Source organism: Sphaerisporangium sp. NPDC049457 (genome assembly GCF_055586705.1).
Genome location: NZ_JBVJHR010000030.1, coordinates 63,972 through 82,573, shown reverse-complemented (window position 1 = coordinate 82,573; position 18,602 = coordinate 63,972). Strand labels below are relative to the sequence as shown.

At 71.1% G+C, this 18,602-nt stretch carries 19 protein-coding genes; 12 read left to right on the top strand and 7 right to left on the bottom strand.

Annotation, left to right across the window (positions count from 1 at the left end; genetic code table 11):
- The 8 genes from ACZ6QO_RS35645 to ACZ6QO_RS35610 form a co-directional block, all read left to right on the top strand.
- Positions 1-221: vitamin B12 dependent-methionine synthase activation domain-containing protein (locus tag ACZ6QO_RS35645; RefSeq protein ID WP_465857555.1), on the top strand; the 221-nt coding region annotated here is incomplete at its 5' end.
- An 80-nt stretch (positions 222-301) separates the two neighbouring features.
- Positions 302-949, top strand: coding sequence for an HAD family hydrolase (locus tag ACZ6QO_RS35640; RefSeq protein WP_465857553.1), 648 nt, complete (start codon positions 302-304; stop codon positions 947-949).
- Positions 950-1,165: 216 nt separating this feature from the next.
- The gene (locus ACZ6QO_RS35635; RefSeq protein WP_465857551.1) at positions 1,166-1,657 is read left to right on the top strand and encodes a cellulose synthase; all 492 of its coding nucleotides are present in this window, start codon (positions 1,166-1,168) and stop codon (positions 1,655-1,657) included.
- Between the two features lie 589 nt (positions 1,658-2,246).
- Positions 2,247-3,239, top strand: coding sequence for an ABC transporter permease (locus tag ACZ6QO_RS35630; protein WP_465857550.1), 993 nt, complete (start codon positions 2,247-2,249; stop codon positions 3,237-3,239).
- Positions 3,240-3,295: 56 nt separating this feature from the next.
- A complete protein-coding gene (locus tag ACZ6QO_RS35625) occupies positions 3,296-5,074 on the top strand; it encodes an ABC transporter substrate-binding protein (protein ID WP_465857549.1) in 1,779 nt (592 codons plus the stop codon).
- A gap of 87 nt (positions 5,075-5,161) precedes the next feature.
- Positions 5,162-6,181: an ABC transporter permease gene (locus ACZ6QO_RS35620; RefSeq protein ID WP_465857547.1), complete on the top strand. Its 1,020-nt coding sequence runs from the start codon at positions 5,162-5,164 to the stop codon at positions 6,179-6,181.
- A complete protein-coding gene (locus tag ACZ6QO_RS35615; RefSeq protein ID WP_465857545.1) occupies positions 6,178-7,203 on the top strand; it encodes an ABC transporter ATP-binding protein in 1,026 nt (341 codons plus the stop codon). Before ACZ6QO_RS35620 ends, ACZ6QO_RS35615 begins: the two co-directional genes overlap by 4 nt.
- Complete coding sequence (locus ACZ6QO_RS35610) at positions 7,200-8,234, top strand: ABC transporter ATP-binding protein (RefSeq protein ID WP_465857543.1); 1,035 nt, start codon at positions 7,200-7,202, stop codon at positions 8,232-8,234. Before ACZ6QO_RS35615 ends, ACZ6QO_RS35610 begins: the two co-directional genes overlap by 4 nt.
- Positions 8,235-8,435: 201 nt before the next feature.
- Here ACZ6QO_RS35610 and ACZ6QO_RS35605 read toward each other — a convergent pair whose 3' ends face one another.
- From ACZ6QO_RS35605 to ACZ6QO_RS35595, 3 genes are all read right to left on the bottom strand, one after another.
- Entirely contained in the window at positions 8,436-9,119 is a 684-nt protein-coding gene (locus ACZ6QO_RS35605) for a response regulator (RefSeq protein WP_380828104.1), read from the bottom strand.
- A complete protein-coding gene (locus ACZ6QO_RS35600) occupies positions 9,116-10,330 on the bottom strand; it encodes a sensor histidine kinase (RefSeq protein WP_465857541.1) in 1,215 nt (404 codons plus the stop codon). Before ACZ6QO_RS35600 ends, ACZ6QO_RS35605 begins: the two co-directional genes overlap by 4 nt.
- Before the next feature lie 114 nt (positions 10,331-10,444).
- Complete coding sequence (locus tag ACZ6QO_RS35595; protein WP_465857539.1) at positions 10,445-11,299, bottom strand: sensor histidine kinase; 855 nt, start codon at positions 11,297-11,299, stop codon at positions 10,445-10,447.
- A 196-nt stretch (positions 11,300-11,495) separates the two neighbouring features.
- Here ACZ6QO_RS35595 and ACZ6QO_RS35590 point away from each other — a divergent pair, with 196 nt between their 5' ends.
- Positions 11,496-12,359, top strand: a complete 864-nt coding sequence (locus tag ACZ6QO_RS35590) for a helix-turn-helix transcriptional regulator (RefSeq protein WP_465857537.1) — start codon at positions 11,496-11,498, stop codon at positions 12,357-12,359.
- Between the two features lie 9 nt (positions 12,360-12,368).
- Here ACZ6QO_RS35590 and ACZ6QO_RS35585 read toward each other — a convergent pair whose 3' ends face one another.
- Entirely contained in the window at positions 12,369-12,584 is a 216-nt protein-coding gene (locus tag ACZ6QO_RS35585; protein WP_465857535.1) for a DUF397 domain-containing protein, read from the bottom strand.
- Entirely contained in the window at positions 12,572-13,396 is an 825-nt protein-coding gene (locus ACZ6QO_RS35580; protein WP_465857533.1) for a helix-turn-helix domain-containing protein, read from the bottom strand. Before ACZ6QO_RS35580 ends, ACZ6QO_RS35585 begins: the two co-directional genes overlap by 13 nt.
- Positions 13,397-13,636: 240 nt before the next feature.
- Here ACZ6QO_RS35580 and ACZ6QO_RS35575 point away from each other — a divergent pair, with 240 nt between their 5' ends.
- The gene (locus ACZ6QO_RS35575) at positions 13,637-13,939 is read left to right on the top strand and encodes a hypothetical protein (protein WP_465857532.1); all 303 of its coding nucleotides are present in this window, start codon (positions 13,637-13,639) and stop codon (positions 13,937-13,939) included.
- Between the two features lie 3 nt (positions 13,940-13,942).
- On the opposite strand, the gene ACZ6QO_RS35570 is transcribed toward ACZ6QO_RS35575, so the two are convergent.
- Positions 13,943-14,803, bottom strand: coding sequence for a RecB family exonuclease (locus ACZ6QO_RS35570; protein ID WP_465857530.1), 861 nt, complete (start codon positions 14,801-14,803; stop codon positions 13,943-13,945).
- Positions 14,804-14,916: 113 nt separating this feature from the next.
- Between ACZ6QO_RS35570 and ACZ6QO_RS35565 the strand changes: the two genes are divergently transcribed.
- The gene (locus ACZ6QO_RS35565; RefSeq protein ID WP_465857528.1) at positions 14,917-16,053 is read left to right on the top strand and encodes a site-2 protease family protein; all 1,137 of its coding nucleotides are present in this window, start codon (positions 14,917-14,919) and stop codon (positions 16,051-16,053) included.
- Between the two features lie 343 nt (positions 16,054-16,396).
- Positions 16,397-17,857 carry an FHA domain-containing protein gene (locus ACZ6QO_RS35560; protein WP_465857526.1) on the top strand — a complete coding sequence of 487 codons (1,461 nt, stop codon included), beginning with the start codon at positions 16,397-16,399 and terminating at the stop codon, positions 17,855-17,857.
- 83 nt (positions 17,858-17,940) lie between these two features.
- On the opposite strand, the gene ACZ6QO_RS35555 is transcribed toward ACZ6QO_RS35560, so the two are convergent.
- On the bottom strand, positions 17,941-18,564 hold the full coding sequence (locus tag ACZ6QO_RS35555) for a class II aldolase/adducin family protein (RefSeq protein WP_465857524.1): 624 nt from the start codon (positions 18,562-18,564) through the stop codon (positions 17,941-17,943).
- Positions 18,565-18,602 lie beyond the last annotated feature (38 nt).

Here is an 18,602-nt window from a genome sequence, read left to right as displayed (position 1 = left end):
ATGAGTCGCTGGCGGACATGTTGAAGGTCAACATCGCCGGTTGCCGGTACTCGTTCGGGTATCCGGCGTGTCCGAACCTGGAGGACCAGCGGCAGTTGTTCGAGTTGCTGGATCCCTCGCGGATCGGGGTGGAGTTGTCGGAGGAGTTCCAGTTGCATCCCGAGCAGTCCACCTCCGCGCTGATCGTTCACCATCCCGAAGCCAAATACTTCAACGTCTGACCGCCCCTCAGGGTCCGCGAAAGCCTCCGGTACGGTCGTTCGAAGCACGCCATGGGCACCGGCACGGGGGTAAGTGAGCAGTGGACGCGGTCTTCTTCGACATGGACGGGACGCTCGTCGACACCGAGAAGCTCTGGTTCGAGGCCGAGCGATCGGTGATGCGACGTCTCGGCGCGGGCTGGACGGCCGCCGACCAGGAGAACCTGGTCGGCGGTTCCATGTCGGCGACCGTGGCCTACATGCTCGCCAAGAGCGACTCCGGCCGTGACCCCGGCGAGGTCGCGGCGTGGATGCTCGACGCCATGCTCGGCCTGCTCGCCGACGGCTTCGAGCCGCTGCCCGGGGCTCTCGAACTGCTGGCAGAGGTCCGCGCCGCGGGCCTGCCCACCGGCCTGGTCACCTCCTCCACCCGCCCGATGGCCGACGCCGTGCTGGCCGGCCTCCCGGGGGAGGGCGGGTTCGACGTGGTGGTCACCGGCGACGACGTGGAGCGCTGCAAACCCGACCCGCAGCCCTATCTCATCGCCGCCGCCGCCCTTGGCGTCGCCCCCGCCAGGTGCGTCGCCCTGGAGGACTCCCCGGCCGGCGTCGCGTCGGCCACGGCGGCGGGATGCGCCGTCGTCGCCGTTCCCAGCGTGCTCCCCATCCCGCCCGCGCCCCGCCGCCTGGTCGTGGAGTCCCTCAAACAGGTCGACCTGACCACCCTGCACCACCTCGCCGACTCCTGATCCCCGAGGCGGCGGGCATCCCCGAGGGCAGGAGCAGCACCGTCCTCCCCGCGCGCGGACGAGGACCATCCCTCCTGGACGCGAAAGCGGCCATCCCTGGGTACGGAGAGAACCATCCTTCGTGGGCGGGGGAGAGGCCATCCGTAAGGATGAGAGGCCGGCGCCCGAGCACGTGCCAGGATGGAATGGTGAGCCGTGACAAGGGGGCGAGCCGTTATGTCGTTTGACCAGATCGCCTGGCTGCCATTGTGTGCTGGAGTGACCGCGGCGGGGCTGCTGTTGAGCTTCCTGGCCCTGCGCAGGCGCGGCGCGGCCGCCGGCCTGCGGGGCGCCGCCTGGTCCCTGATCCCGATCGCCGCCTACCTCACCGGCGCGCTGCCGGCCCTGTGGAAGGCCGGCACGGCCGTCGTCGGCTTCGTGGCCGGCCTGGTCTTCTCGCCGCTGGTCTGGTCCGGAGTGGTCGTCGCTGCGCTGTCGGCGCTGTTGTTCCTGGTCTCCGGCGTCCTTCGCAGGCGCCGCCGCGGCGCCCCGGCGCCCGCGAGCGGGCGTCCTGCCGGACGCCCGGCAACGGCCGGAGCCGCCCCCGCGGCCGCCACCGGACCCACCCAGCCGCTCCGCCGGCCGCTGCCGGGCAAGTCCACGGCCCCGGCCGCCGACGACGACCTGTCCGACATCGAAGAGATCCTCAAGCGCCGGGGCATCAGCTAACGCGTTACCGACGGACGCCCGCTGGGCCGCCCGCCGTACGACGGCGCCGTCTTCGCCGCACCACACCCCGCCGACGCGGCGCCGATCGATGGCGGCGTCACGCCGGGAGAAGAACCGCCTGGGGCGGGGTGGGGTTCGGGGGGGCTGGGGGAGGGCCGAAAGGTAACGTTCGGGTAACGACGGGGTGGGGGGCGGGATCTTCACGTGGGGGTTCGAGGGGGCGCGATAAGATCATCTGGCGGTGGTGATCGGGCAGGATTTGCGGTCTCGCGCCGCTCTCGCGGGAGGCTCTGCGGTCCCGAAGCCCCTGTGTCCGCGCGGCTTCCGGCGCAGTGTCACAGTTCCGGGACATAACCCGCATACCTCGCGGACATTCGCCTCAAGATCAACACGAATGAATTTCGCGTGAATCACAGTTGAGCCACATAGCGTGCTGAGGTACTGGTCAGTGCAGCTCAGCACGTAGATTCTGCGTCCGGGGGCCGCACACCTGCGGCCTGCCAGAAAGATGGGCGAAGCCTGTGGCCACCCGGCGGCGGGCGGCGCACCGGACTGCCACAGTCGTCTGGGATCCAGGGGGCCTACAACTATGACCTCACCGCTCGACGTCTCCGGCGCGGAGCTTCAGGCCATGCCGGAAGCCGTGCTCGACGGGGCGCAGAGCAAGGTGATCGAGGGCCGATCGCTCGGCCAGATCGCGTGGACGCGCCTGAAGCGCGACAAGGTCGCGCTCGCCGGGGCCGGTGTGGTGATCTTCCTGATCCTCGTCGCGATCTTCGCTCCCTTGATCGTCGGCTGGCTCGGGCATCCCCCGAACGAGTTCAACCAGGACCTCATCAGCTCCGAGACGCTCGCGCCCAAGGACGGCACCGGCATCAGCTGGGACCACCTGTTCGGCGTCGAGCCGGTCAACGGCCGCGACCTGTTCAGCCGCGTGATCTACGGAGCCCGCATCTCGCTGCTCATCGCCTTCCTGGCCACGCTGCTGTCGGTCGTGATCGGCACCACCCTCGGCGTCGTCGCCGGCTACTTCGGCGGCTGGGTCGACTCGCTGATCAGCAAGGCGATGGACGTCTTCCTCGCCTTCCCGCTGCTGGTCTTCGCCATCGCGCTGGCGGGCATCGTGCCCGACTCGGCGTTCGGCCTCTCGGGCGACGCGCTGCGCGTCTCGCTGCTCGTCTTCATCATCGGCTTCTTCAACTGGCCCTACATCGGCCGCATCATGCGCGGCCAGACGCTGTCGCTGCGCGAGCGGGAGTTCGTGGACGCGGCCCGCAGCCTCGGCGCCCGGGGACCGTACATCATCTTCCGCGAGATGCTGCCGAACCTGATCGCGCCGATCCTGATCTACGCCACGCTGCTGATCCCGACCAACATCCTGTTCGAGGCGGCGCTGTCGTTCCTCGGCGTGGGCGTCCGCCCGCCCACCCCCACCTGGGGAGGCATGCTGTCGGACGCCGTGCGGTTCTACACGATCCCGCACTTCATGTTCTTCCCCGGTATGGCGATCTTCATCACGGTGCTCGCCTTCAACCTGTTCGGTGACGGTCTCCGCGACGCCCTCGACCCGAGGGCCCGCTGAGCCTGACCCGATTCCCCCGCAAGTTCCCTGGCTCCCGACAACAAGGGGTTTTGTAGATGAAGAGAAAAACCACACTGGGGGTGACCGCCCTGGGTGCGGTTCTCGCCCTGGGGCTGTCCGCCTGTGGTGGCGGCGGCACGGCGACGTCGCCGGGCCAGTCGGACGCGGCGCCGGCCGGTGGTGGCGCGAAGGCGGAGTTCAACGCCGCCCTCACGCAGGTGTTCAACCCTTCTGACAAGAAGGGCGGCATCATCAAGATGGCCAACGCGGGCGACTGGGACTCTCTCGACCCGGGCGACACCTACTACGGCTACTCCTGGGACTTCATCCGGCTCTACGGCCGCTCGCTGGTGATGTTCAAGCCGGCCCCCGGCAAGGAGAGCGCCGAGCTCATCCCCGACCTCGCCGAGAGCCTGGGCGTCCCGAGCGACGACGCCAAGACCTGGACCTACAAGCTCAAGCAGGGCGTGAAGTTCGAGGACGGCACGCCGATCACCTCCAAGGACGTCAAGTACGCCGTCGAGCGGTCGTTCGACAAGGAGGTGTTCCCCGACGGGTACACCTACTTCAACGACACCTTGAACTGGCCCAAGGGCTACAAGGGCGCCTACAAGTCCAAGGACGCCAACACCGACAGCGCGATCGAGACGCCCGACGACCAGACGATCGTCTTCCACCTGAAGCAGCCCTACAGCGGCTTCGACTACTTCGCGCAGCTCCCGGCGACGATCCCGGTCCCCAAGGCCAAGGACACCGGCGCCAAGTACCAGGAGCACGTGATCTCCTCCGGGCCGTACAAGTTCGACAAGAACGAGATCGGCAAGGGCTTCAACCTGGTCCGCAACGAGAACTGGGACCCGGCCACCGACCCGAACCGCAAGGCGCTGCCCGACGGCTACGAGGTCACCACGAACGTCAACGCCGACGACATCGACAACCGCCTGCTGTCGGGCGACCTGCACGTCGACCTCGCCGGCACCGGCGCGCAGCCGGCCACCCTCGGCCGCGTGCTGACCGACCCGAACCTCAAGGCCGGCACCGACAACCCGACGATCACCCGTCTGTGGTACACGTCGATCAACGGCAACGTGAAGCCGCTGGACAACCTCGACTGCCGCAAGGCCATCGAGTACGCCGCGGACAAGGTCGCCTACCAGACCGCCTACGGAGGCGAGTTCTCCGGCGGGCAGATCGCCACCAGCCTGCTGCCCCCCGGCATCCCCGGTCACAAGGACATCAACCCCTACCCGGGCGGCGCCGACAACCACGGTGACGTGGCCAAGGCCAAGGAGCACCTGACCGCCTGCGGCCAGCCCAACGGCTTCGAGACCAACATCTCCTACCGGGCCGAGCGCCCGAAGGAGAAGGCCGCCGCCGAGGCGCTGCAGCAGTCCCTGGCCAAGGCCGGCATCAAGCTCACGCTGAAGCCGTTCCCGCAGGCCGACTACTTCGCCCTGTACGCGGGCAAGCCCGGTTACGCCAAGGAGAACAAGCTCGGCCTGGCCGTCAACGGCTGGGGTGCCGACTGGCCCGACGGCTACGGCTTCCTCCAGCAGATCGTCGACAGCCGCGTCATCCGCGAGACCGGCGGCTCCTCCAACATCAGCGTCCGGGACCCCGAGGTCGACAAGATGCTCGACCAGGCGACGCTGGAGACCGACGTCGCCAAGCGCGAGGAGATCTGGGGCCAGATCGACCAGAAGGTCATGGACAACGCGTTCATCCTTCCGGGCATCTGGGCCAAGAGCCTGCTGATCCGCGGCAAGGGCCTGACGAACGTCTACTACAGCGAGGCGTTCGGCATGTACGACTACCTGAACATGGGCCTGCAGTAGAGCCCGCACCCTTTCCGAAAGATCCGATAGACACGTGAACGCGGCAGGGGGCCGGCCGAGCGGCCGGCCCCCGGAGCCGGGGGGACTGTGGTCACATACATCATCCGGCGCCTGATCTGGGGTGTCGTCATGCTCGCCATCGTGAGCATGATCACATTCGCCATCTTCTTCCTGGTGCCACGCCTGGCGGGCGCCACCTCGGAGAGCCTCGCGACGCGGTACGTCGGCCGCACCGCCACCGCCGAGCAGGTGAAGATCGCGGCGGAGCGTCTCGGCTTCAACGACCCGCTGATCGTGCAGTACGGCCGGTTCGCCAAGGGCATCGTCGCCGGCGCCGAGTACAACTACGGTCCCGGCGTGGAGCACTGCCCCGCGCCGTGCCTCGGCTACTCGTTCATCACGGATCAGCCGGTGTGGCCCGACCTGCTCCTCCGGTTGCCGGTCACCATCTCACTGGCCCTCGGCGCGGCGGTCCTCTGGCTCATCGCCGGCGTGGCCACCGGCGTGTTGTCGGCGCTGAGGCGCGGCAGCGTCTTCGACCGGGCGGCCATGGGCGTCGCGCTGGCCGGGGTGTCGCTGCCCATCTTCTTCACCGGCATCGTGTCCCTCGTGCTCTTCAGCTACGGCCGGCCGCTCGCCATCACCGCTCCCGGCGGCAGCTTCACCTCGTTCTCCGTCAACCCCGTCCAGTGGGCCTACAGCCTGATCCTGCCGTGGATCACGCTGGCCTTCCTGTACGCGGCCGGGTACGCGCGGCTCACGCGATCAGGCATGCTTGAGACGATGAACGAGGACTACATCCGCACGGCCAGGGCCAAGGGGCTCAGCGAACGCGTCGTGGTCTTCAAGCACGGCCTGCGCGGGGCGCTCACCCCCATCCTGACCATCTTCGGCCTCGACCTCGGCCTGCTGATGGGCGGCGCGGTGCTCACCGAGAGCACCTTCTCGCTTCCCGGCATCGGCAAGTACGCCATCGACGCGATCACCAACCAGGACCTGCCGAAGGTCATGGGCGTGGTGCTGGTCGCCGCCTTCTTCGTCGTCCTGGCGAACCTGGCGGTCGACCTGCTCTACGCGGTGATCGACCCGAGAGTGAGGCTCGCATGAGTTTTCTCGAACTGAACGACTTCCGCGTCCACTTCCCGACCGACGACGGCCTGGTCAAGTCGGTCGACGGGCTGTCGTTCAAGCTCGAGCGCGGCAAGACGCTCGGCATCGTGGGCGAGTCCGGTTCGGGCAAGAGCGTCACCAGCCTCGGCATCCTCGGCCTGCACAAGGGCGGCTCCGCCAAGATCTCCGGCGAGGTGTGGCTGGACGGGGACGAGCTGGTCTCCGCCACCCCCGAGCACGTCCGGGCGCTGCGCGGCAAGAAGATGGCGATGATCTTTCAGGATCCGCTGTCGGCCATGCACCCCTACTACACCGTGGGCGCGCAGATCATCGAGGCCTACCGCATCCACAACCGGGTGACCAAGGCGGTGGCGCGCAAGCACGCGATCGACATGCTCGGCCGGGTGGGCATCCCGCAGCCTGACCGGCGCGTCGACAGCTACCCGCACGAGTTCTCCGGCGGCATGCGCCAGCGCGCCATGATCGCCATGGCGCTGTCGTGCGACCCCGAGCTGCTCATCGCCGACGAGCCGACGACCGCCCTGGACGTCACCGTGCAGGCGCAGATCCTCGACCTGATGCGCGACCTGCAGCAGGAGTTCAACTCCGCGCTGATCATCATCACCCACGACCTGGGCGTGGTCGCCGAGCTGTCCGACGACATCCTTGTCATGTACGGCGGCAAGTGCATCGAGTACGGCCCGGCGGAGGACATCTTCGAGCGGCCCGAGCACCCCTACACCTGGGGCCTGCTCGGCTCGATGCCGAGACTCGACCGCGAGCGCACCGAGCGCCTCATGCCGATCAAGGGCACGCCGCCGTCCCTGATCAACGTCCCGGCGGGCTGCGCCTTCCACCCGCGCTGCACCTTCGAGGACCGCACGGACGGCAAGGCGAAGACCGTGGTGCCCGAACTCCTGGAGACCGAGGGCGGTCATCTGGTGCGCTGCCACATGTCATCCGAAGCGCGGCGCGCCATCTGGGAGAACGAGATCAAGCCCAACCTGGAGTCGGTGTGAGCGAGACGCCCGAGCCCCTGCTGTCCGTCGAGGGGCTGCAGAAGCACTTCCCGATCACCAAGGGCCTGATCAAGCGCCAGGTCGGCGCGGTCCAGGCCGTGGACGGCCTGACGTTCGACGTGCGCAAGGGCGAGACGCTCGGCCTGGTGGGCGAGTCCGGCTGCGGGAAGACCACGACCGGCCGGCTGCTCACCCGGCTGATCGAACCCACCGATGGGAAGATCGTCTTCGAGGGCAAGGACATCACCCACATGTCGCAGGGCGCGCTGAGGCCGCTCCGCCGCGACATGCAGATGATCTTCCAGGATCCCTACAGCTCGCTCAACCCGCGCCACACCGTCGGCGCGATCGTGGGCGCGCCGTTCCGCATCCAGGGCGTCAAGACCGAGCACGGCACCAAGAAGGCCGTCCAAGACATCCTGGAGCTGGTGGGGCTCAACCCCGAGCACTACAACCGCTACCCGCACGAGTTCTCCGGCGGACAGCGCCAGCGCATCGGCATCGCCAGGACGCTGGCACTCAAGCCCAAGCTCATCATCGCCGACGAGCCGGTGTCCGCCCTGGACGTGTCCATCCAGGCCCAGGTGGTCAACCTGCTGGAGGACCTGCAGAACGAGCTGGACCTCACCTACGTCGTGATCGCCCACGACCTGTCGGTGGTCCGGCACATCAGCGACCGGGTCGCGGTCATGTACCTCGGCAAGATCGTCGAGATCGCCGACCGCAAGGGCCTGTACGAGACGCCCATGCACCCCTACACCACGGCGCTGCTGTCGGCCGTGCCGGTGCCGGACGTCAAGCGGCGCGCCGGGCGCGAGCGCATCCGCCTGCAGGGCGACGTGCCGAGCCCGATCAACCCGCCGCCCGCCTGCCGCTTCCACACCCGCTGCTGGAAGGCCCAGGAGATCTGCAAGACCGTGGAGCCGCCGCTCGCCCTGCTGGCGCCCGGCCACCAGGTCGCCTGCCACTTCCCGGAGAACCAGCCGGCCGACGCCCCGCAGCAGAGCGCCGAGCCCGCCGTCACCGCCTGACTGTGTTCTTGGCGCTCGCTCCGCTCGCGCGGTGCTCGGGCGCCTTTGAGCCGGCGTCCTTCCTCGTCGTTCACGAGCGCTCGTTCCTCGCACTCGCTCTCTCCTCGTCAGGACACCGGCGCGCCCGAGCACGTTCATGGCGCTCGCTCCGCTCGCGCGGTGCTCGGGCGCCCTTGAGCCGGCGTCGGGCCATGGGCACGGCTAGGGGATGGCGCCCGGGGTGATCAGGCCGGTCTCGTAGGCGAGCACCACCGCCTGCACCCGGTCGCGCAGCGCCAGCTTGGTCAGCACGTTGCCCACGTGGGTCTTGACGGTGGTCTCGCTGACCACCAGCTCGGCGGCGATCTCGGCGTTGGACATGCCCCTGGCGATCAGGCGCAGCACCTCCAGCTCGCGCTCGGTCAGCCGGTGGACGCGCGCCGGGGTGGCCTGCTGGTGGGCCGACGGCAGGCGGGTGGCGAACTTGTCCAGCAGCCGCCGGGTCACGCTCGGCGCGACGATGGCGTCCCCGGCGGCGACCACCCTGATCGCCTGCACCAGCTCGTCGGGCGGCACGTCCTTCAGCAGGAACCCGCTCGCGCCGGCGCGCAGGGCCTCGACGATGTACTCGTCCAGGTCGAACGTCGTCAGCACCAGGACGCGGGGCACGTGGGCGCCGGGAGCGGCGTCGCGCACGATGCGCCGGGTGGCGTCGATGCCGTCCACCCCCGGCATGCGGATGTCCATGAGGACCACGTCCGGCAGCAGCGCCCGTGACTGGTCCTGCGCCGTGGATCCGTTCCCCGCCTCGCCGACCACCGTGATGTCGGGCTCGGCCTCGAGGATCAGCCGGAAGCCGGTGCGCAGAAGCGGTTGGTCGTCGACCAGCAGCACCCTGATTGTCATGTGTGTGAGTCCTTGAGGGGGAAACGGGCCCGTACCTCGAACCCGCCCCCCTGGCGCGGGCCGATTCGCAGGATTCCACCATAGAGCGCGACACGCTCGCGTATGCCCACCAAGCCGTGCCCGGGGCGATGGTCCGGACCGCGCGGGTGCCCGTTGCCCGCGCCCGTCCCGTCGTCCTCCACCTGCACCAGCAGCTCGCCCGGATCGTGGCGGACGGTCACCCACGCCCGCGCGGCGGGCCCCGCGTGCCGCAGGCTGTTGGTGAGCGCCTCCTGGATCAGGCGGTAGGCGGCCAGGTCGATGCCCGGCGGGAGCGCCCGCCGCTCGCCCTCGACCCACAGCTGCGCCCGCAGCCCGGCCTCGCGCATCTGGTCGACCAGCCCCGGCAGGTCGCCCATGCCCGGCTGCGGCGCCAGCTCCCCGGTCTCGCCGTCGGTGCGCAGCACGCCGACGATGCCCCGCATCTCACGCATGGCGGTCCTGCCCAGCTCCTCGATGGCCACCAGGGCGTCCTTGGCGGCCTCCGGACGGGTGTCCAGCACCTTGCGGGCCGCGGCGGCCTGGACGGTCATCACGCTCACGTGGTGGGCCACCACGTCGTGCAGCTCACGGGCGATGCGCGAGCGCTCCTCGGCCCGCGCGGCGCGGGTGTCGGCCTCCCGTGCCCGCTCCAGCCGCTCGGCGCGGTCGACGAGTTCGGCGAGGTAGGCCCGGCGCAGCCGGATCGAGCGGCCCACGACCCACACGGTCAGCGCCACGACCACGATGAACGTCTGCTGCATCCACCCGCCGGCGTCGTCGCCGAGCAGCATGGACACCACGTAGGAGAACGAGGCGACGACGGCGGCCACCAGGCTGAGCGCCAGCCCCCGGTAGGCGGCCACGGTGTAGAGCAGGACGAGCGAGCCCACCCCGGTGAGCCCGCCGTCGTAGTGCAGGGCGGCCAGGACGATCTGCGGAACCTCGGCGAGGCAGAGCAGCACGAACGGCCAGCGCCTGCGCGGCGCCACCGGCACGCAGCTCAGCACGATCAGGGCGAGGCTGAAGGCGTCGGGAGGCCTCCTGTACGCATGCCCGGCCGACGGGTCGCCGGCGCCGGCGAGCACGACCATCGTGATCGACAGTCCGGCGAGGACCAGAGCGAGGGCCGAGTCGCCGATCAGGGGATGGGCTCTCAGCCAGGCTCGCGGGCTGCCGGGGGTCGTGCGCACCCTCTCAATTTAGGACGTCTTCGCTGCCCGCCACCCTGCTGAGGACGGATATCCTCCTCATCCCGCGGAAGGACCCGGCTCCCGTGCGAGCCGGGCGGGTGGCCGCGGGTGCCGTCAGGCGGCGCGGACGGGCCGCGCGGCGCCCGCGTATCGCCCCGGGTCCTCCGCCTCCGCGTCGTCGGAGGAGGCGAGGGGAAGGCGCAGCACGAAGCTCCTGGCGCCGCAGGGCCGCAGATACGTCCACAGCGTGCCGTGGTGGGCGTGGGCGATGCCCCTGGCGATCGCCAGGCCCAGGCCGCCGTGGTCGCCCCAGGTGAAGGTGTCCAGCCGCGTGAAGCGCTCCATCCGCTCGCGGCCCGCGCCCGCGGCCCCGTCGCCGCCCGACACCGCCACCTCGGCGATGTCGCCGTCGCGGCGCACCGCCACGCGTACCGCGCCGCTCTCCCGGCGGCGGGCCTCGCCCAGCAGGATGGCCAGGGCCCTGCCCAGCTCGGACCGGACGGCGTCCACGGTGATCCCCGGGGCCGGCGAGGAGAGCACACCGACGGCCTCCGCGGCGACGGTCTCGGCGGCGAGCCCGGTCAGGTCGACCGGCTCGCGGCCGGCGGGCTCCTCGTCGTCGGGGCGGGCGAGCAGCAGCAGGTCGCCGATGGCGGCCTGCAGCCGGCCCACGCCGTTGAGCGTCCGCTCCAGCAGATCGTCCAGCTCGGTCTGGTCCGGATGCATCCGCGCCTCCTCCAGCTCCGCGCGCAACCCGGCGACGGAGGTACGAAGCTCGTGCGCGGCGTCGGCGGCGAAGCGGCGCTGCTCGGCGAGGATCGCCGCGGCCCGCCGCATGGCCTGTTCGGCCTGTTCCCTGGCGTGGTGGGCCTGCCTGTCGGCCTGGTCCGCCCGGTGCCTGGCCTGTTCGGCCTGCCGGCTCGCCCGGTCGAGCCGTGCGAGTGTCGCCTTGAGGATCGGATCGATCATGCTGCCCCCCTTTCCGGCCTGCCGGGATGCGACGCCCGGCGCCGAAATACCGCCATGCTTCCGCTGCTCTTCCAGAAAAGCACCTCGAAGGCGCGAAAAGGGGGTCTGAACAGGCACTCTTCAGACTGGGACCGCCAGTACCAGGCTAGAGGGGGACCACCCGAGCGGCGGGCAACTAGCCGGACATACTGGACATATGGATCGCATCATGGAACTGGGGGAGTTCCTGCGAGCGCGCAGAGCCCGGCTGCGCCCCGACGAGGCCGGGATGGACGCCGGCCCGGGCCGCCGCCGGGTCCCGGGCCTGCGGCGGGAGGAGATCGCCCGCATGGCCGGGGTCAGCGTCGACTACTACACCCGCCTGGAGCAGGGACGGAGCAGGAACGCCTCGCCTGCGGTGCTCGACGCCCTCGCCCACGCCCTGCGGCTGGACGACACAGAGCGCGACCACCTGTACGACCTGGCCAACCCGGCCCGCGCCACGGCGCGGACGCCCCAGCGGCTCCCGGCTGAGACCTACCAGCTGCTGGACAGCCTGGAGACCGGGGGCATCCCGGCCTTCGTGGTGGGCAGGAACGCGGACTTCCTCGCCGCCAACGCGCTGTTCCTGGCGTTGGTCTTCGACTTCTACACGCTGCCGCCCCGGGACCGCAACATGGCGCGGTTCGTCTTCCTGAACCCGCGCGCCCGCGAACTGTACGCCGACTGGGAGGCCGTGGCCTCCGACATCACGGCCCTGCTCCAGTTCGAGGTCGGCCGCCGTCAGGACGACCCCCGGCTGGTCCGGCTGCTCGGCGACCTGCGGGAAGGCAGCGCCGACTTCCGCCGTCTGTGGGCCGACCACAGGGTGCACGACCGCGTCATGGGCCACAAGCGGTACAACAACCCCATCGTCGGGCAGATAACGCTCACCTACCACGCGGTGTCGCTGCCGGGAGAACCCGATCTGCGGATGTTCCTCTACACGACCGCGCCGGGCACGCCCTCGGAGGACGCCCTGCGCCTGCTGGTCAAGCACGTCCAGGAGGGGGCCCTGCCGCCGGGCCGCGAGGAGTCCTGAGACGCCGGGTCAGGCGCCGAAGTGCCCGGCCTTCACGCCGTGGCTGAACAGGCTCCACTCGCCGGCCGGGAAGACCAGCGGGGGACCGGCCGGGCGCTTGCTGTCGCGCACGCCGACCCGGCCGCCGGACAGGCGGGCGACCTCGACGCAGTTGCCGCCGCTGCTGCCCGAGTAGGGAGACCTGAACCAGGTCGCCTCGCGCAACTCGTCCTTCAGGTGGTCCATCGCTGAATCGTCTCCCTGATCAACTCGAGTGACGCGCGCTGGGGAAGCGCCTCAGCGCGGATCACTTCGTACCGAACGGTGAGCTCTTCGACCTCCGCCGCCCGCTCGACGACCTGGCCGTGACCCGCGGACTCCAGATAAACGGTATCGGGAAGGCCGCGCGTCTGCGCGATAACGAACCCCCCTTCGAGCCCCGTGGTGGAGTACGCGCTGAGGGGGACGACCTGGATCGTCACATACGGCAGCGCGCCGGCCTCGAGCAGGCGGCGCAGCTGATCGGCCATCACCTCGGAACTGCCGATCGGCCGGTGCAGCACCGCCTCGTCGAGCACCGCCCACAGCATGGGCGGCTCGGGACGCTCGAAGATGCGCTGGCGCTCCATGCGGGCCGCCACCTGCTCCTCGACGTCCTCGGGCGTCACGCGGGGCTCGCCGATCAAGATGGCCCGGGCGTAGTCCTCGCTCTGCAGCAGCCCCGGCACCACCAGCGGCTCCCAGGTGCGCAGCGTGCCGGCCTCGCGTTCGACCTCCAGCCACGGCCGGAACCAGGACGGGGTGGCGGCGCGGTTGATGAACGGCCACAGCCGCAACAGCGCGCCGTCGAGTTGTAGAGCCTTGTCGCAGCGCTCGGCGAAGTCGCGCGAGGGAGTGCGCCTGGCGTTCTCCACCATGCCGACCAGAGCGACAGAAAAGCAGATCTTCTGCGCGAGCTGGTCCATGGTCCAGCCGGCCGCCGTGCGGTGCCGCCGCAGCTCGTAGCCGAAAAGGGCCTGGGCGGAGGCGGCCGGGTCGAGCTCTCGGGGGGCGGGCATCTCGACTCCGTTCGTCGGTTCTTACGGCTCTCCTGACACCTTCCACAAGTCTTTATACAGAAAGTGTCGAATACGCAATGGATGCCGACGGGTACCGAGAGTAGTGGCCGGGCGGCACTCTTGGCAGGGTGAGCGGTCGGCGACTGGTTGAACGGCGGAGGCGATGACGAACATGCCACAGTTTCATCGTGAGCGTGTGCGGGGACGGCGTCCAGAGCGGCGCGGGGCGGAGGCCCGCCGGTGATGCTCTTCCCCTACGGCCGCCCCGACATCTCCGACGCGCAGCGGCACGCCAACCTCGAGACCGTCAGGCGCGTGCGCGAGACGGTCGCCGAGCTGGTGGGCGCCGAACGCCGCCGCAGGCAGGCCGAGCGCCTGACGGCCGCGTGGAGCCCGGACGAAAGCGGCCCTGACGGAAGCGGCCTGGACGAAACCGGCCCGGATGAAAGCGGCGTGAATGAAAGCGGCCCGGACGAGGCGGCGGCCGTCCCCGGCATCCCGCCGCCGCTCGGCGACGAGTGCGAGGCCGTCAGCGGCGGCTGACCCTCACAGCTCGTCGGTGGCGGCCCGGCTGGCGCCCCTGATGGTGTCGCCGGGGCGCCGGTCGGGCACCGGCGGAGGAGTGCCGCCGAACTCCGGGCACAGGGCCTGGTAGTCGCACCAGTCGCACAACCGGCTGCGGCGGGCCCGCCACTCGCGGGTGGTGAGCGAGCGCTCGATGGCCTCCCACAGCGCCTGCACCTTGCGCTCGGTGGCCAGCAGGTCGGCCTCGTCGGGGGCGTAGCGCACGATCTCGCCGTTGCCGAGGTACATGAGCTGGAGCAGCCGGGGCACCGTGCCGCGCAGCCGCCACAGCACCAGCGCGTAGAACTTCATCTGGAACAGCGCCTTGGCCTCGAAGTCGCGGCCCGGCGCGCTGCCGGTCTTGTAGTCGACCACCCGCACCTCGCCGGTGGGCGCCACGTCGACGCGGTCGATGTAGCCGCGCAGCATCAGCCCGCTGTCGAGCACGGCCTCGACGTACAGCTCGCGCTCTGCCGGCTCAAGGCGGCGCGGATCCTCCAGGGCGAAATAGCGCTCGAGCATCTGGCGCGCCTGGGTGATCCAGCGCTCGTGCTCGGCGTCGTCGTCGAACAGGGTGGAGTACTCGGGCGACTGCTCCAGCAGGCGGGCCCACTGGGGGTCGAGCAGGGCCTGCGCCGCCGCGACGTCGCGTTCGGCGGCCGGCAGGTCGTACAGCCGCTCGAGCACCGCGTGGACCAGCGTGCCGCGCACGGCGGCGGGGGAGGGCCGCTCGGGCAGCCGGTCGATCACGCGGAAGCGGTAGAGCAGCGGACAGGTCATGAAGTCGCCCGCGCGGGAGGGGGAGAGACTGCCGATGACCGCGGACGGCTCCGAAATGCTCATGCCGGAACTGTAGGTCAGCCTGCCGACACTTCATGCCCAAGCCGCCGCTCCGATAGGTCTTTCTCCGCCGGAAGGCGCGTAGCATCGAGGCACAAGGAGGGAAGACGACAATCATGAGCACCGAGACCCCGCAACGCCCTGCGTCTCCGGGGCTGCGCATGGGAAGCCCGTTCGGCATCCCCGTCTATGTGTCCCCGACGTGGTTGATCGTCGCGGCGTTCATCACCTACACGTTCCAACCCGTGGTGGCGAGCAACCTGCCCGGCCGCAGCACGCTCACCACCTACCTGGTCGCCTTCCTGTTCGCGGTGTTCCTGTACGCCTCGGTGCTGCTGCACGAGCTCGCGCACTGCGTGATGGCGCGCTACTTCGGGCTGCCGGTGCGGCGCATCACGCTCTACCTGCTCGGCGGGGTCTCCGAGATCGAGCGCGAGCCCGAGACGCCCTCCCGCGAGTTCCTCGTCGCCTTCGTCGGCCCGCTCGTCTCGCTCGGCCTGGCCGGCGTCGGCTACGCCGTCAGCCTGGTCATCCCCGACCAGACCATCCCGCACGTGCTGATCTTGCAGCTGTGGGTCTCCAACGCCATCGTCGGGGTGTTCAACCTGCTGCCCGGCCTGCCGCTCGACGGCGGCCGCATGCTCCGCGCCGGCGTGTGGAAGATCACCCGCAGCCCCGTCACCGGCACCAAGGCCGCCGCCTGGTTCGGGCGGGGGCTCGCCGTCGCCCTGGTGGTGCTGACGCTCGGCTCCTCCCTGGTCACCCAGCAGGAGCCCGACTGGGGCCAGGTGCTGTGGTCGGTGCTGCTGGCCTCGTTCATCTGGATGGGCGCCAGCCAGTCGCTGCAGGTCGCCAAGGTCCGCGCCCGCATGCCGCAGGTGCAGGCCCGCACCCTCGCCAGGCGCGCCATCGCGGTGACCGCCGAGGTGCCGCTGGCCGAGGCGATGCGCCGCGCCCGCGAGGCCCAGGCCGGGGCCATGGTCGTCGTCGACCACGACGGGCACCCGGTCGCCATCGTCAACGAGGCCGCCGTCGCCGCCACGCCCGAGCAGCGGCGCCCGTGGGTGAACGTCGGCTCGCTGGCGCGCAGCCTTGAGCCGTCGCTCGTCCTGCCGGCCGATCTGTCCGGCGAGTCGCTGATCGACGCCATGCGAGAGACCCCCTCGGGGGAGTACCTCCTGGTCGAGCGAGGCGGGGACGTCTACGGCGTGCTGGTCACCGCCGACGTCAACCGCGTGTTCATCGGGGTCTGACCCGGCGGCGCGTCCCCGCCCGGCCCCCGCCGCGAAAACCTCCGGCGCCGTTCGAGCGTCTGATCTTCGGTATGTGCGACGGGACGGGCGGGGGGCACGGGGATGGCGGTCCGCCGGATCATCCTGCTGGTCTCCGGCGTGCGTGACGGCACACTGGTCCCAGAAGGACTTCTGCTGTTCTTTTTGCTACGGTCCGGTGCATCGGTAGCCTCATTGACCCGGTTCCGCCCGCCGCCGCCTTCTGGACGCGGTTCGCCGTCGTCTGGATCTGTGTTTGGCTGGTGGCCGACGGCCCGATGCGGGTGCCGTTCATCCGGTGGCGTTTTCGGGGAGGGAGAGTTCTGTGACGGAGCAAGGCGTGGGGGTGGTGCGTCCGCTTCCCGGCGACGGGTTGATCGCCCATGTGGGCGGCCTGCTGCTGGTGTGCGACGCGGCCGACGCCGTCGCCGAGGAGTTGCTGGCCGCGGTGCGGGAGACCGCCGCGTCCGGCGGAGACGGCAGGGCCCTGGCCCGCCGCGCCGCACAGATCCTCGCGCGGTCGATGACGGCCGAGCCGATCGCCTGCGCTCTCGCCGGCCCCGTGGGCGGCGGCATCGCGGTGCTGGTCAGCGGTGACGCCCAGGCGTCCATCAGCGGGCCGGGCACCGAGGTGCGGCTGGACGGCAAGGACGCCCTGACCTGGACCGACCGGCTGGTCGCCGGGCCGGTCTCGGCCGTCGAGCTGCGCCTGCCGGACGCCGGGCCCCCGATCAGGCGGGCGCGCCTGGACGCGGGCGTGATCCCCGGCGGCGGCGTCAACTGCTCCTTCACCGAGGGTGACGAGCCGCCGGCCACGGCCGCCGAGGGGCAGGCCGCCGTGCGCCGGGCGGTGTCCGCCGAGCCTTCCCCCGGGTCCGGCCCGGCGATGGCGTCCGGCCTGCCTGGCCCGTCCGCGCTGTCCGTCCCGTCCACGCCGCAGGGCCCGTCCGGCGGGGTGCGGCCGGTCGAGCCGGAGCCCGGGCCGTCGCGCCCGGAGTCCGGCGCGCCCGCGCCGTACGGCATGGACCCCGCGCCCGTCCCGGGGCCGGCCGAGTCCGCCGCGCCGCTCCCCGTCACCCCGTCGCCCGCCGAGCCGGCCCCGGCGCGTGAGCACGAATCGCCGCCCGCCCTGCTCACCGACCCCGAGATGGCCGCCGTCGGCCCCGGCGCGGCCTCCGGCGGCCCGGGCCAGGGCGAGGCGCCCGACTTCGAGTCGTACCTGCTGGGCGACGGCGGCGAGGAGCGGTCAGAGACAGCCGGCGCGCTGCTGGAGCCCACCGAGATGGGCCCGACCCCCGAGCCGCTCAGCCGCCCGATGGTCTACGGCGTCGACTGCAAGAACGACCACTTCAACGACCCCCGCGTGCCCTACTGCGCGGTGTGCGGCATCGCCCTGGTGCAGCGCACGCTGGTGCCCTACAAGGGTGAGCGGCCGCCGCTCGGGGTGCTCCTGCTGGACGACGGCCTGACGCTGCGCCTCGACAGCGACTACCTGCTCGGGCGCGACCCCGAGCGGGCGCCGGAGGTCACCTCGGGCGAGGCGCGCCCGGCCAGGGTCACCAGCCCCGACGGCTCGGTCTCCCGCCGCCACCTGCGGGTGCGGCTCGACGGCTGGGACGTCAACCTGATCGACCTCGGCTCGGTCAACGGCACCCAGGTGCAGCCGCCCGGCGACCCGAACTTCTACGACATCCCGCCGAACGAGCCGGTGCCCATCCTGCCGGGCACCACCGTGCGCATCGGCGTGTCCCGCACGATGCGCTACGAGTCGCACCGCCAGGCCTGACCCGCCGCCTGACCCGCCTGCCCGGCCGCCGCCCGGGCGGCCGCCAAGGGTGAGCCGCGCCGGCGCGCGCGGCCGGCTCCCGCTCAGCCCTGTACGGCGCGTTCGACGACGGCGGCGAGCTCGGCCTCGGTGAGGACGCGGGGAGCGCCCATCATCCGGGCCTGGACGTAGACGGCGCACAGCCACTCCAGCAGGCGGGCGGCCTCCAGCGCCTGCGGCAGGCCGGCGCCGACGGCGACGGCCCCGTGGTTGGCCATCAGGGCCGCCAGCCGGCCCTCCAGGGCGGCGCGGACGTGCCCGGCCAGCTCGGGGGTGCCGTAGGTGGCGTACGGCGCCACGCGGACGGGGCCGCCGAGCAGCATCACGTTGTAGTGGATCGCCGGCAGCTCGCTCATCGTGGACGACACCACCACGGCGTGCTGGGAGTGGGTGTGCACGATCGCCGAGGCGCCGGTGCTCTCGTAGATCGCCAGGTGCATCGGCACCTCGGAGGACGGCTTGAGCCCGCCCTCCACCACCTGGCCCGACATGTCCAGCACGGGGCAGCCGTCAGGGGTGAGCGCGTCCAGCGCCACCCCGCCGGGGGAGACCGCCACCAGGTCGCCGGCGCGGACGCTGATGTTGCCGGAGGTGCCGAGCACGAGCCCGGTCTCCACCATGCGGCGGCCGATGTCGCACAACTGTTCCCGCTCTCGCGCCAGCCTCATCGCGTTTCCGTCCTCCTCGTGATCGCCGTCCGTGTCGG